14 protein-coding genes and 2 tRNA genes are annotated in these 14,281 nt (G+C 41.7%); 8 read left to right on the plus strand and 8 right to left on the minus strand.

Features of this window, described 5'->3' with window-relative positions; translation table 11 throughout:
• Nucleotides 1–148 precede the first annotated feature (148 nt).
• Nucleotides 149–790, plus strand: a complete 642-nt coding sequence (locus tag PHEP_RS14205; protein ID WP_015808677.1) for a DUF6266 family protein — start codon at nucleotides 149–151, stop codon at nucleotides 788–790.
• Between the two features lie 49 nt (nucleotides 791–839).
• A complete protein-coding gene (locus PHEP_RS14210) occupies nucleotides 840–1,022 on the plus strand; it encodes a hypothetical protein (RefSeq protein WP_143715754.1) in 183 nt (60 codons plus the stop codon).
• 112 nt (nucleotides 1,023–1,134) lie between these two features.
• Here PHEP_RS14210 and PHEP_RS14215 read toward each other — a convergent pair whose 3' ends face one another.
• Nucleotides 1,135–2,115, minus strand: a complete 981-nt coding sequence (locus PHEP_RS14215) for a 3-keto-disaccharide hydrolase (protein WP_015808679.1) — start codon at nucleotides 2,113–2,115, stop codon at nucleotides 1,135–1,137.
• 327 nt (nucleotides 2,116–2,442) lie between these two features.
• On the opposite strand from PHEP_RS14215, the gene PHEP_RS14220 reads away from it, so the two are divergent.
• Together PHEP_RS14220 and PHEP_RS14225 are read left to right on the plus strand one after the other, a co-directional pair.
• Nucleotides 2,443–4,308 carry an FG-GAP-like repeat-containing protein gene (locus PHEP_RS14220; RefSeq protein ID WP_015808680.1) on the plus strand — a complete coding sequence of 622 codons (1,866 nt, stop codon included), beginning with the start codon at nucleotides 2,443–2,445 and terminating at the stop codon, nucleotides 4,306–4,308.
• 210 nt (nucleotides 4,309–4,518) lie between these two features.
• On the plus strand, nucleotides 4,519–4,884 hold the full coding sequence (locus tag PHEP_RS14225) for an HIT family protein (protein ID WP_202901249.1): 366 nt from the start codon (nucleotides 4,519–4,521) through the stop codon (nucleotides 4,882–4,884).
• A 16-nt stretch (nucleotides 4,885–4,900) separates the two neighbouring features.
• On the opposite strand, the gene PHEP_RS14230 is transcribed toward PHEP_RS14225, so the two are convergent.
• The 3 genes from PHEP_RS14230 to PHEP_RS14240 are packed head-to-tail and all read right to left on the minus strand — an operon-like array spanning nucleotide 4,901 to nucleotide 7,657.
• Entirely contained in the window at nucleotides 4,901–5,866 is a 966-nt protein-coding gene (locus PHEP_RS14230; protein WP_015808682.1) for an ABC transporter permease, read from the minus strand.
• Between the two features lie 5 nt (nucleotides 5,867–5,871).
• Nucleotides 5,872–6,819, minus strand: a complete 948-nt coding sequence (locus tag PHEP_RS14235; RefSeq protein WP_015808683.1) for an ABC transporter ATP-binding protein — start codon at nucleotides 6,817–6,819, stop codon at nucleotides 5,872–5,874.
• Nucleotides 6,820–6,823: 4 nt separating this feature from the next.
• Nucleotides 6,824–7,657 carry a COG1470 family protein gene (locus PHEP_RS14240; protein WP_015808684.1) on the minus strand — a complete coding sequence of 278 codons (834 nt, stop codon included), beginning with the start codon at nucleotides 7,655–7,657 and terminating at the stop codon, nucleotides 6,824–6,826.
• Between the two features lie 265 nt (nucleotides 7,658–7,922).
• Between PHEP_RS14240 and PHEP_RS14245 the strand changes: the two genes are divergently transcribed.
• The 4 genes from PHEP_RS14245 (at nucleotide 7,923) to PHEP_RS14260 (ending at nucleotide 11,160) form a co-directional block, all read left to right on the plus strand.
• Nucleotides 7,923–8,384: a MaoC family dehydratase gene (locus PHEP_RS14245; protein WP_015808685.1), complete on the plus strand. Its 462-nt coding sequence runs from the start codon at nucleotides 7,923–7,925 to the stop codon at nucleotides 8,382–8,384.
• A 92-nt stretch (nucleotides 8,385–8,476) separates the two neighbouring features.
• Entirely contained in the window at nucleotides 8,477–9,595 is a 1,119-nt protein-coding gene (locus PHEP_RS14250; protein ID WP_015808686.1) for a sensor histidine kinase, read from the plus strand.
• Between the two features lie 374 nt (nucleotides 9,596–9,969).
• On the plus strand, nucleotides 9,970–10,317 hold the full coding sequence (locus tag PHEP_RS14255) for an AAA family ATPase (protein ID WP_015808687.1): 348 nt from the start codon (nucleotides 9,970–9,972) through the stop codon (nucleotides 10,315–10,317).
• A 174-nt stretch (nucleotides 10,318–10,491) separates the two neighbouring features.
• On the plus strand, nucleotides 10,492–11,160 hold the full coding sequence (locus tag PHEP_RS14260) for a hypothetical protein (RefSeq protein WP_015808688.1): 669 nt from the start codon (nucleotides 10,492–10,494) through the stop codon (nucleotides 11,158–11,160).
• A 148-nt stretch (nucleotides 11,161–11,308) separates the two neighbouring features.
• Here the strand turns inward: PHEP_RS14260 and PHEP_RS14265 are convergent.
• From PHEP_RS14265 to PHEP_RS14280, 4 genes are all read right to left on the minus strand, one after another.
• Nucleotides 11,309–11,382: transfer RNA gene (locus PHEP_RS14265), tRNA-Pro, on the minus strand.
• 54 nt (nucleotides 11,383–11,436) lie between these two features.
• Nucleotides 11,437–11,510: transfer RNA gene (locus tag PHEP_RS14270), tRNA-Pro, on the minus strand.
• Nucleotides 11,511–11,741: 231 nt separating this feature from the next.
• A complete protein-coding gene (locus tag PHEP_RS14275) occupies nucleotides 11,742–13,100 on the minus strand; it encodes a 3-keto-disaccharide hydrolase (RefSeq protein WP_015808689.1) in 1,359 nt (452 codons plus the stop codon).
• Complete coding sequence (locus PHEP_RS14280) at nucleotides 13,097–14,275, minus strand: glycoside hydrolase family 88/105 protein (RefSeq protein ID WP_015808690.1); 1,179 nt, start codon at nucleotides 14,273–14,275, stop codon at nucleotides 13,097–13,099. The genes PHEP_RS14275 and PHEP_RS14280 overlap by 4 nt, the downstream gene beginning before the upstream one ends.
• Nucleotides 14,276–14,281 lie beyond the last annotated feature (6 nt).

A 14,281-nucleotide genomic window follows, 5' to 3' on the forward strand; every position in this document is an offset into this window, starting at 1 on the left:
TCCCATTCGGTTTCATAATGATTTGATGGCTAGGATGATGACTAAAGCCTGTTTATGTTTGTTTGAGCATCGGGCTAAATGTCTTGCCGGCCGGGAGATGATGAAGCTTTTAGGGATGCTTTTTTATTAACCCTTAAATTTTAAGAAAATGGGATTTTTATCAGGTGGTCCTTATTACGATATGATCGGAAGGACCGGAAACAACGTTGGACGCCGCGTAAAGGGAAAAAATGTATTCTCTATGCGGCCATCCAAATCAAACAAAGCACCTACGGTGGCACAGGTAAACCAGCGGCTAAGGTTTGAGCTGGTAGCCTCATGGCTGAGGCGCCTTGGCAGTGTGATTGACATCGGCTTTAAAGAGTATGATGCGCAAATGTCTGCACGTAATGCGGCCTTTTCCTATAATGTATTGCATGCGATTACAGGGGTAACACCCAATTACACCATTGATTATGCTAAGGTAATGTTTAGCAAGGGCCCGCTGGATTTACCAAACGACCCGCAAATCAATGTAGCTACGGCTGCTAAACTGGATTACAGTTGGGCTGCCACTACTGGTGACAGCAATGGATTGGCTACGGACAAGTTCAGTTTTGTGGTGTTTAACCCATCAAAAAACAAATTTGTAACGCTGAAAGGTGGAGCCGTACGCTCGGCTTTGGCTTACAGCCTGCAGCTGCCCGGCGATTTTTCGGGAGATACTGTAGAGGCCTATTTTTCTATAGTATCAGCTGATGGGAAAATGGTAAGTGACTCGGTTTATATAGGGCCGTTTATTGTACTTTAATTTAATGGGGCTGCACCTGCAGCCCCATTTTACATTAAAACAGAAAAACATGAAAACAATAAATTTAAAAATGCCGGCCTGGCAGCCGGTTTTGAAAAATACAGAGCCTTATCTTGTAGCATTGATCATGTTGCTGCTGTGGTTTACCGCACCAAAACTGATGGTGCTGGGTGATGGAGGAATGGGGCATATTGATCCAAGTATCAGGGCGATGGGGTGTACAGAAAAGTAAGGCACAAACGAACCATTTATCGCTATGCGGATTGGTTGTAATCAAAGGCGGGTGCTATAAGATAGAAAGCACCCGCCTTTAAAATCAAGATCGAAGAACCAGCACCATGCGATCAGTTGGCAATGGCCGGTGTAATCACTATTTTTCTGAATTCAATGGGTTGATGATCGCCCTGCAGGTAAATTGGTCCCGGCTCAGCTTCATTGCTGTCCAGTGCACCCCCGGTAATACCCGGAATTTCCTGATTGCTGATGATTGTTTTACCATTCGCCACTACAGTTACCATACGGCCCACCAATGTAATATCATAAGTCTGCCATTGGTCTGGCCCAAGTGTAACCATTTCATTAGCTGTTAAAAAACCATATATTCCACCAAACAGCACACTGTTGGGATGGGCATCTTTCGGACTATCCTCTATCTGTGTTTCATACCTGCCTCTTAAATACACACCGCTGTTGCCACCTTTGGGGTATTTAAATTCTACATGGAGTTTAAAATCATTAAACTTCTGTTCAGTGATCAGGTTTGAACCAGGCTTCGGACTGGTTAAGATACCATTCTTTACTTCCCACTGGTTTTTGCCTGTCGCTTTCCAGCCAGTCAGGTCTTTTCCATTAAAAAGGTTAATGGCCTTACCCCATACCGGAGCAGCTGTTCTTTTTAAATATGGCGCTTTTACCCCTTTCCAATTGTATTTTTTACCTTCACTGGTCAGCATCGTACCCTGTATTCCAGCACTGGTCAATTCCCCCTCAATTACAAAATTCTGCGTACCCTTTTCCCATTGTGGTGGAATCTCGAACTTAAATTTACCATTGTCAAATTTCACTTCAGCTACAGGGCGCGCACTTCCCGAAGCTGCAACAAAATAACCCACTAAAGTACTGTAACCTGAAAGCTTTACTTCCAGCCAGGAAGGAACAGATTTACCGTCCTCATCAACTGTAATGTCCCAGCGCCCGATTAAATCTTTAGCTTCGGCCAGCTTTTGTGCAGCAGAAAGCGCAGTATTAGTTGATGCATACGCCCTTTCGGCAGCACCTGTCATCAGTAAACAACCTATACCCAATACAAGGATTTTTTTATACATAAGATTTTTTTCAGGCCAATATAACTTTTATTTATTTTTTGTACAAGGTTCAATATGTTGATTTCGGTATAGATTAAGGCCTAAATTCACAAATATCACCATGCAATTTATTTCATAATATTTATTTATTAATTTCATAACATTTACTTTTATTAAAAATTGTTATATTAGTATTTACATTTACTTTAATTATATTCAATAATGTTTTAAAATAAAATGATGTAACAGGATATTCAGGCAGGCATAGTTAGAAATACATCATTTGAGTGTTGTTTTACCAGGTAATCAAATCTTAAAAAACCAAATATTACTTTAAACTACATCAAAATGAAGAAAACAAATTTAATGCTCAAAAAAGCGCTCCTCTCATTGAGCTTTGGCTTGTGCCTGGCTGGATGCAAAGAAACCCAGCTCACAGATTTAAAAGAACAGGCAAATGGTGCAAAGCCCAAATCGGCAGGCGACGTACAACTGCTGCTCGCCGGCGAAAGCCCTTTCAAAGTGCTGTCTTTTAATGTCAGGCATAATGATGCCGGCGACCCCCAAACCATTACACAACGGCAGGGAAATATCCGCCAGATTATTGTAGACAATAATCCGGATATTTTTGGGGTGCAGGAATTCTCAGATGATACGTTCAAAACCTGGTTTAGGGCCCAAATGGCCACATTGGGTTATGGAGAATATTTCAGTACCACGCTTACCGCTACTCCTAAAACTATTTTCTTTAAAAACTCGCGGTTTACACTTGAAAGAAGCGGTACAGTAAGGTTAGGCGCCTCTCCCATCATCAATACGGCCACCTGGGTAGTGCTGCTCGACAACAGCACCTCCAACAGGTATTTTATCAGCAACAGCCACTGGCAGTTTGATTCACAACCCACAAGGATCGCGAATGCCAATGCACTGGTTGCAATGGTGAACGCCCAGAATACCGACAACCTGCCCGTAATTGTCTTCGGTGATTTTAATGCCAAACCAGGTACAACCGAAATCAATGCGCTGAAAGATGGCCTGGATGTAGTAGATGCGCTTGGTGATAGCACCGGCGACCCTACCTTTCATGGCTGGACCTCAACCGGAACCAATAAAATTGACTGGATCATGAGCGACAGAAGTATGGGTTTTACCAGCTGGAATGTCATCACAACCAGTTATGGTGGCTATTGGCCTTCAGATCACTGGCCGGTTATTGCCACTTATGTACCAGGCGTATTTGGTGGTCCGCATACCGATGCAAACGGAAAGAGCGCCAATGCAAATACTAAATTTTATTTTGCCGATATAGACGGGGACGGTAAAAAAGATAAAGTATACTGGAACCCTACTTATGACAGCGGCAGGCCCCAGGTATTTCTTTCTAATGGAAACGGTACTTTTGCCTCTCCTGCAGTGGTCCATACCGCTAGTGCTTCCACCCTCAGTACCACCAGGTACCATTTTGCTGATGTAAATGGCGACGGAAAGGCCGATCTGATTTTATGGGACCCTACCCTAAACTCGGGCCATACCAGGGTTTATCTGGCCACTACCAGTGGCAACTTCAGCTCAACCGTGGTTGATAACCCGGAAGGAACCAGCGCAGGTACAACCACAGTGTACAGTTTTGCCGATGTGAACGGCGATGGCAAAGCGGATAAGATTTACTGGAACGCCACCTTCGATTCCGGCAAAACACGCGTATACTTAGCCACTTCTGGTGGTAGCTTTAGCGGAACTGTTGTTGCTGGTACAGAAGGTGCCAGTACAACCGGCGGAACCATTTTTTATTATGCTGATGTAAATGGTGATGGTAAAATGGATAAGATATTATGGCACCCTACTTTAAATTCAGGCAAAACTATGGTTTACCTGTCTGATGGTGATGGTACTTTTACGGCTTCGTCAACCTTCAGCAATTCGGGCGCAAGCAGTGTTTCCGCTTCAACCGAATTTTATTTTGCTGATATAAACGGCGATGGCCGTGCCGATAAGATTTACTGGAGACCAGACCTTTACCTGGGTAAACTAAAAGTATATTATGCAACAACAGGCAGTGTATTTGACGGGCCAATTTATTCTTTAAGGGGTACTTCGCAAAGTGCAAACACTAATTTTTACTTTGCTGACATCAATGGTGATGGAAAAGCAGACCAGATCCGCTGGAACTATGCAGAAAATACAGGTGAATTAAGAAATTACTTCGCTAAATAAATAAAGCATAAAAAATAAGCCTGCAGATCTTGATGATTTGCAGGCTTATTTAATACTGGAATGAAAAATTGCTGATACCCTGTAGTAACTATCCATAGTATTTTTAAATTTGACAACTGCTAAAAATAAAATCAATTATTTAAATATATTATGCCTACGCCTATTTCAGAATGTTTGTATTGCCAAAACAATGAAACATTACACCGTTTAATGATTAAAGTTGGAGATTTAGAAGTATCTCAATTGTTTCTGTTTAAAGAGCAATCACATCCGGGTCGCTGTAATGTGGTCTATAAAGACCATGGAATTGAGTTCCATGAATTGAGTGATGAGCAACGTAATGCATTTATGAAAGATGTGGCAAAGGTAGCAAAGGCTATTGCTGCTGTATTTAATCCTGATAAAATCAACTATGGGGCCTATGCGGATACCCTGTCTCATTTACACATGCATATTGTTCCTAAATATAAAGACGGCTACGGATTTGGTGCTGTTTTCGAAATGAACCCGCAAAAAGTTGCGCTTTCTGATGTTGAATATTCAGAAATTATCGATAAAATTAAAGCAGCGCTTTAAAAATATTGATATCTGCTCAACTTCGGATTTCCCGGCGCATGAACAAATAGTAAGCAAGTGCAAAGCAAGCTACAGTTGCCCCTATCAAACCACTTACCTGTGGCCATACGATCATCAGACTCTCTCTGAAAGGTAGAGGAGCGGGTATTGCCCCGGCCATTTGCTCCATCGTCATCGGACCAAGACTTCGAACAGAAGGCATCAACAATGTAGTGCTGGCATCTGTATAAAGTTGATTGGGTGCAATGCGCAACAAATCCAGAATCAATTCATTGTAACGCAGGACCTGATCTTGTGTTAAAAAGGTAGGATCGGGTAAAAAAGACCTGATTATAAGATTGATAATGATCTGGTAAAATACTGTAAAGAACAACCATATGCCTATTGCCGTAAGGGCTGAAGTTGCTGCTTGCCTGAACCTGACCGACAAGGTGATGGATAAGCTCAACCAAAAGCCAACATAGATCATACTGATCATCATGAATCCCAGTATCCGCAGCAGCTCCTGGGGCTCTATCCTTACCCCCGTCAAAACCAGCCCTCCTCCTATCATCAGCAAGGCCAAAACCAGGAATGGGGCGCTTACCAGAATAAGGGCACTTACAAACTTGGCCAATAGTAAGTTGTCTCTGTAAACGGGTTGTGCAATAAGCCTCGTCAGTGTTCCGCTGTTCTGCTCGGCATTAATCGCATCGAAACCCAGGCTGATACCCAGTAAAGGGGCCAGAAAGCTTAGAAACACGTGAAAGGGTGGCATCGAATTATCTGTGGCAGTTAGCAGTTTAAGGTATAAAAAAGTATGGTCCGGATCATTAACATTACTCATAGCCGATCGGATATTGCCCAGGGATACATACATTGACGCAACGAACGTGAGTATGATCAGCCCCATCAGTACGATAAAGCGCCAGCTTCGGATATGGTCTGCCATTTCTTTATGAACCATCACATTAAAAGGGCTGGAAAGTGGTTGACTCTTCATTATCTTCAATTAATGTCCTCAAAATATTTTTGATAAATGTCATCCAGGCCATAATCTTTTTGATGTACGCCAGTAATGTCGCATCCCTTCTCCACAAAAAAACGGACCAGTGCTGGCGTAATGTCCTGCGTACACTCAAATTCTATCGTCTTTTCATTTATCCTGATCTGCTTAATGGTTTCCCATTGTTCCAGCTCCTGTTCCAATGCCCAGGGCTGAGGAATGACATTTGCTAACCTGATGGATACAACATGCCCTGCGTTGTTAAACACGTTGCCAGATAAGGTATCGATATTGCCCTGGGCCAATAGTTTGCCTTTTACAAAAATCCCTACCCGATCGCATACCTGTTGTACATGGTGTAAATGATGCGAGGAAAGCAGAACGGTCAGTCCCTGCTCTTTGCTCAAGCGCTTTATAAGTGCCAGAAACTCCCGCACGCCACTAGGGTCAATCCCCAAAGTTGGTTCATCAAGAATGATCACATCGGGCTGCTTAATCAATACATCGGCCAGGCCCAAACGTTGTTTCATACCTCTGGAAAAAGTAGCTGTTTTCTTGTTCAAGGCAGCAGAAAGCCCTACTGTTTCCATTGTCTCCACCGTGCGTACCTTGATCTCCTTTTCGGTCAGCCCGTTCAGCCTTGCAATGTACTTCAGGTTTTCCAGTGCAGTCATGTTGTCATAAAAGCCCAGGCTGTCTGGCATATAGCCTACCTTTCTTTTTACAGCAATCGGATTATTTGTTGCGTTATAACCGCAAACAAATGCAGAACCGCTTGTCGGATCGGTAAGTCCCAGCATCATCAGTATGGTGGTCGTTTTGCCAGCGCCGTTTGGTCCCAGCAGTCCAAAAATCTCTCCCTTATAGATGTCCAGGCTCAGGTCATCAACTGCCCTTTGCGTGCCATAACATTTAGTCAGGCTTTTGAGTTGTATAATAGGATCCTTCATTTTTCTATCTTCTACCGTACTTGCGGATAAGATAATACACCAGGGAAATGGCAGCCAGAATAACCAGTATACCAATCCATCCAGATAGCAATGAAGTGGTAACGACCATCCTAAAGGCAGCCTGGGAATTGCCATTACTATTTGTTGCAGTAAAGGTAGCTGCATAATCGCCCGCTATCGTCTTATCAGGAACTTTAAGTTTTGCAGTGATGGCTATGTTCTTCCCTGGCTCCAGCTGTTTAACCTTTGAGGGCTCAAACGTCGCTTCCCAATTGCTGGGCAATTGGGAACTGAGTTCAATATCGTTCAATGGCAGGGTACCTGTGTTCTTTACCTCCAAATGGATTTCCTTGTGGCTGCCAGAAGTAAGCTCTTCGCTTAACTTTCCGGTGGGTGTGGTCAGTGCTATCCCGTAAGATCCCTTTACCACGGCCTCCAGATTCAGGGACAGGGTATCGGCAGCAGTTATGGCCTTTACAGGCAGCTTGTATTTCCCGGGTACGGTACTTGCTGTGGCATTGACCTCGATAGAGACATCCCGGGTACTTCCCGGATCCATATTGAGAGAGGTAACCTGGCTTCCATCAACCTTGTAGCTGATCATCCAGCCAATGGGCAGATTGCTTTTGAACTCAAATACGGCCGGTTTTCCAGACCCATTATGCAAACTGGCATTGTAACGAAATATTTCATTCGTTGCAGCCTCGATATTCATCAGCTTTGCTGTAAAGCCGGATTTACCATCAATGTTTACAGCCGGGCTTTGGGCACACAAGGCCAGAGGGCATGCAAAAAGAAATAGGAAAAAGAGAGGGGTAAGTGAAAATTTTGCTAACATGATCTAAATACTAGAATTTATAATAATAGCTTAAAAAAAATGTTTGTTCAATGTTTTAATTTGACGGAACAAATCAAAACAACAAAATAAAATTTTCAAATGGATTTAACATTTTTTAACAAAAAAAGAGACCGGCTATATTTATCAAACAAAAAAGTCTCTAAATCTTCTGATATTGCGAAAAGTAAATGATCAGAATTCCGTCCGAAAAAAGCTTCAGATTAACCCGCCTTTACAATCTATTTTCACCCCATATATTATACCCATGTTAATCATCAATAATTTCGAAGAGTATAAATCCCATTTAGGTAAAGAACTAGGTGTCTCCAAATGGCATCGAATAAATCAGGAACAGATTAACCAATTTGCCGATGCCACCTTAGATCACCAATGGATACACGTTGACAGGGAAAAAGCCGAAACCGAAGGCCCATTTAAGGCAACCATAGCACATGGATATTTAACGATATCGTTAATTCCATATTTATGGAAGCAAATTGCAGAGGTCCGCAACATTAAAATGGAAATCAACTACGGCATAGAGCGCTTTAAATTCGGACAGCCTGTCCTTGTCGACAGTGAAGTGCAGTTAAAAGCGAAACTCGTTTCTATTGTGAATCTGAGAGGCGTTACGAAAGTGGTTATTGAAGCAACTCTTGTCATTAAGGATCATCCAAAGCCAGCTTATAACGGAGATGTTGTATTCTTGTATCATTTTATAGCCTGATGCACATATTCTGAACGGCACAAACTTCTAGCCAAATCCTCAAAAAAATGTCTTATTTTTGCGCGGAGCCATAACAAAAAGGAAGCAAAAACATGGAAAACAATACCGGGACAGATCCTCAGGAAGATCCTGCACCCACACTTGAGACACGCTCCTTTACGTCACTGGATATTGCTAAACTTGCCATAACCGCTGCCAATTTAGGCGTCTGGTTTATAGATGAACAGACAGGTACCTTTCTTCCCTCTGCACGCATGAAAGAACTCCACGGCTATCTGGCAGAAGAAGAGATGTCCTTTGAAGCTGCACTTGTGCAAATACCAAAAAAATATAGGCAGAAAGTGATCAGCGTCCTAAAAGAAGCCAGGAGCCGAAAGGAACCATTTTATCTGGAATATCCAGTGATAGGATTTCATGACCAACAACAACGATGGCTCAGGGTAATGGGTGGATCAGAGCAACCCACAACCGAAACCAGCCAGTTCTCGGGTGTAATCATGGACATCACTGACATCAAGCAAAATGAACTGCGCAGGAGCAAATTCATAGGAATGGTCAGCCATGAACTCAAAACGCCACTTACAGCCTTGAAAGCATATATTCAGCTCCTGAACAAATGGGCAAAACAAAAGCGGGACAGTTTCAGTATAGGTGCATTGTCCAAACTGGAAAAACAAGTAAAAAAAATGACTACAATGATCAATGGCTTCCTGAATTTTTCAGGAGCAGAATCTGGCAAAATCCATTTGAACAAGTCAACTTTTGATATGATCCCCCTGTTGAACGAGGTAATCGAGGAAAATAAAGACATATATCCCGACCATGCCATCAGCCTGGCAGCTTCCCAGCAGATGGTGGTAAATGCAGACCGGGACAAAATAGAGCAAGTGATCATCAACCTGATCAGCAATGCCGTTAAATACTCCGATCCCGGAAAACCTATAGCAGTTACCTGCCTGCAGGAAAAAACCAGGTTAATATTGAGCGTAAAAGATACCGGAATGGGAATTGAAGAAAAAGACATAGCCAAACTCTTCAAACCGCATTCCAGGATAAAAACCAGCAAAACGGAAAATATATCAGGCTTTGGCATCGGACTCTACCTCTGCGCTGAGATCATTAAATACCATGGTGGGGAAATTGGTGTAAAAAGTGAACCAGGCCACGGCAGTACGTTTTGGTTTAGCTTAAAAATGAAAGAGCAGCCTTAAGGCGCGGCTTTCCCCTGAGCAGCAATATTTGATGGCCAAACAGGCGGTGAAACGAAAAAGATAGAATTTGAAATCTATGTTGTCGTCTTACCTGTACTTATTTCGAACCTTTTTCTCCATGATTTGAGGTTATTGGCGGGTTTAGTACTTCCAATTAATTAACTTCACGTCCTATCTGGCTGACTCTATATTGTAAAACTCCAAATACTTTTGTATCAGATCTGAAGCAAAATAGCGACTTTAAATCACACATGATTGAAATCAGATTACCCAAAATATCCCTATAAACATTACCAAACAACACAAAAACAACCCAATAAATGTTACAAATTTTAAGTTATTTCACCCTGTAAACATTACAAAACATTAAAAACATGTTTAAAAGAGACATTATTGACGAACTTATTAAATGGAAAAACAACCCTGAACGTAAACCACTGTTACTACGTGGAGCCAGACAGGTGGGGAAAACTACTGTTGTCAATATGTTTTCGGAACATTATGAACAATATATTTACCTAAATTTAGAACAAGCAGATAATTCACTTGATTTCACCAATTATGGTAGAGTAGAACAATTCGCCATAAGAATTTATGGGGGTCAATTAAAAATAGATAAAATAAGCACTTCAAATGGAAAAGAATATACCTTACTAAATTTACCTTTTTACCTAGCGGGAAGAATAGAAAACTATATCGACTGGATGCAAAAAAGCCTTTAAATCTTACGATATAAAGGCTTTTATTGTTGTGTCGTCTTCCCTGTACTTATTTCGAACCTTTTTCTGCATGATTTGAGGTTATTGGCTGCTTTGGTACTTCCAGAACAATCATAACTTTCGCTTTTCATTGAATATAAAATATTCAAATTATATTAGCTTAATTAGAGCCATCTTATGTTTAGATTATTTAAAAAGAAAGTAAAAGAATCGGAAACGTTCCAAAACGACCGCCCAGAATATGAATTCACTTGGCAGGAGATAAGTGAACATAATCCGTTTAATAAGCGGATTCTTGATATTAGAAGTTTTACTCAACATATTCTTGCTTTCACTAAAGATAAATATGTGGCTGAATTATTTAATAAGCAAAGACATAGCATCGGAAAAGAGTTGACTAACACTAAAATACCTGGAAGTAAAACTATTAGTGTTAACCTTATCTATCCACATAATGGTTTGAAAATCGAAGGATCTGCTTATAAAGCGAAATGTATGGAGGATAAATGGGATATTTACGGATGGGACAACATTATTTATTTTACCAGAAGCTGGACGGGAGAAGTTGTATATAAGGCATTTATCAGTGTTTCAGACAATAATTTTGAAATCAACAAAATAGAATACATACCTGATGAATATAATGAGAATGATCAATCCCTTGTGGTAAGTAATGTTCACTTTCTGATTAAGACACTTGCCTTTAATGCCATTTATCCTCATAAAGTTCCTATGGTTTTAATAAATGATAAAGACATAGCTCTATATTCGTTTAGTCAGTTTGGTCATAATTGTTGGTATGCAACTTATGACGATATTGTAGACGTAATAGTAAAAAATAGCTAATAAATTCATAGAGAATTAGCCTATTATAACAATAAAAATTATTAAGACGGTAACGATTACACAATTAGTGAGATCTAAAATATTCAACTCAAAAAAAGTCAAAACAAAAAAGCCTTTAAATCTTACGATCTAAAGGCTTTTTATGTTGTCGGGGTGGCAGGATTCGAACCTACGACCTCCACATCCCAAATGTGGCGCGATACCGGGCTACGCTACACCCCGAACTGGTACCTTCTTTTTTTTAAAATAACCATTGCTCAGCTAAGCAATTTTTTGTCGGGGTGGCAGGATTCGAACCTACGACCTCCACATCCCAAATGTGGCGCGATACCGGGCTACGCTACACCCCGAACTTGGTATCTTTTCTCCCTTTTTCGAAGGGATTGCAAAGAAACAATTTAAAATTGATAAATCCTACTTTGCTTTATTAATTATTTCAATTATAGCTAAAAATTCTATGGCGCAAATATAGGAAAAATATCAGCACAACAAATCTGGAAGCCATTATTTTTCATATATCTTATAAAACATTGTTAATCAATCTATAATAAAATCTTCTTTTGATACACCAAGCGATAGCACTAATTAAGTTCCCTTATTTTAATGTTTTTATAATACACCGCATTACCATGGTCCTGTAACAAAACCGGTCCCCGTTCTGCAAGGCCAAAACCTTCTTTACCGGCAAATTTACTATGGGCTACAAGCACTTTGTAGATATTGCTTCCACGCTGATACTCAACTACCTTAAATCCATTTAACCAATGCTGTACCAGGTTATTGGGGTATACAATGATCTTACCCTGGTTCCATTCGCCTATATTTTTCTTAAAGCGTGGATCCAGCTTATCGGCCGGAATCAGGTCATACAAACTGCTCATCGTACGGTTCCCCGCAGTCCCCAGTTTTGCATCGGGATGGCGTTCATCATCTAATATCTGGTATTCCAGTCCCAGGCCGGCGCGTGCAGCATTTTCCGACTCCATTACAAAATATTTGACCCCGGAATTGGCACCTTCTGTTAACTTGAAATCGAAGTTCAGTTCAAATGCCTTGTATTGCCTGGCGCTGAGCAGGTCGCCATATTTATTTTTTGCGCTGCTGTCAGCAGGCATAATGTGCAATATCCCATTTTCTACCTCCCAACCTTTTTCAGGCGGGCTTTGTTTTAAAACGGCCCTCCATCCCCTCAGGTCTTTTCCATTGAACAATAAACTAAAACCCTGGGCCTGTTCCAATGGGGAAAGGGTATTGAGCGTATAATTGGCCACGGGTACCGACAAATCCAATGGCCTCGGCCTCATAGCAGCACCCGTTTGTATTTTAATGTTCCGCCATTGGATCTGTGCACCACCTGCCCGCTCTTTTACACCATGCACCTGTAAGGCAATAAATCCTTTCGCAGTCATGTCATCCACCATATAGGCAACAGGCACATCGTTTACCCAGGTCCTGATCACCGGTCCTATTGCTTCTATCCTATACTTGTTCCAGCCTTTTTTTACAAATGCTTTCTTAGCAGCAGGATGCATCTCTGTCTGGTACATCCAGCCCCGTCGTGCTTCGTCATAAATACCACCAGACCAGGCCCTGTCAGAAGGGTCAACTTCTACCTGATAACCCCTCACCCTACCATTGTGATCAGCAGGATCAGACAAACTCCTGAACTGGATGCCGGAATTCATCTGGCCTACTTTTAGTTCCAGTTCCAGGATAAAATCTCCGTAGTCTTCATTGGTAGCCAGAAATGAATTCGGCTCAGCAGTTACTGTAGTACCTACAATACTGCCATTGATCACTTCATATTTTGCTTTGCCATTCAATTGGTGCCATCCTTTCAGCGTTTTTCCATCAAATAAATTTTTCCAGCCCGCTGTTTGGGCGTACACACCTGCCGTGCTGAATAACAGCAACAGTGAAACTAATTTTCTAATATTCATTTACGTAATCCTTTATATTGTTCATAGGCAAGCCCAAACATGATGAATGCGCCATAGCCAAACCCTGTACCTTCTGTTATTTTTCGGCCCAGGTAATAATTCTCATCACCAATACAGGTACCACCTGAAACTCTTGCAGGCACCTTATATCCGTTACCGGCATCCCTTAGGCTATTTTTGATGATGCCATTGTAAGACCGATCTGCCATCGGCCCGTATTTTTTCTGGTCCAGCATGTGCATTTTTAAGCCCATGGTAATGGTATAGGCAAACATGGCGGTAGCAGAACTTTCCAGAAAGTTTTTAGGTTCATTCACTAAAGTCGGCAACTGATACCAATGGCCTGATTCACGGTTTTGCAATGGGGCAATGGCTGCTACATACTGTAAAAAAGCCTTTTCCAATTGTTTGCGGTACTTTGATTTTTTAGAGATGGTATTCAGGGCATCTGAAAGCGCCATACCGATCCAGCCGTTTCCACGCGCCCAGATTTCGCTGCTTTTCCTCGTAACCGGATCCGGCCAACCCATAATACTGCATCCATCATTGTAATCAGCCTGGTCTGCATCCCAACCATGTACCCACAGACCGGATTTCGCATCAATCAGCTTTTCCTGATGTGCTTTAAATTGCTCCACAAAATCAGCAATATATTTCTCATCACCGGTTAACCGGTACATTTCCAGCAAAAACATATTCAGCATGTATACGGTATCGTCCCATAACTCCACCGTTTCTGCCCGATGAGAAACGCCACCATTCGGGGCACGCGGAATTTTCAAATAGTCGGCATAAATCTCATTGCATTTATCGAGGTATTTTTTTTCACCTGTTATCCTGGCAAGAAAAGCCATGCCATGCGCCGAAGCTACTGCATTTGGGTGCTTACCATTTGCCACATTAAAACTGGCATCCATAGCCTGTTTAATATAATTGAGGTATGTTTTTTTCTGCACCTCACCTGAGGCCTTATACAACTGGACCAGCGCATTCAAAAAAGTTGCCTGTCCCCAGTCCCATTTGTATTGGGCAGCCGGCATATACATCTCACGGCCATGACGGTCTACCGCATCAACCCAGGACTGGGAAAAAACAGGAGTGGATGCTATACCAAAAATGGATACGACCCATAAACAAACAGCATGTTTCATCGAAAAATAATTTAAGTGTTTCATCAATAA

Origin of the sequence: Pedobacter heparinus DSM 2366 (genome assembly GCF_000023825.1) — a bacterium.
Classification (GTDB): Bacteria; Bacteroidota; Bacteroidia; order Sphingobacteriales; family Sphingobacteriaceae; genus Pedobacter; species Pedobacter heparinus.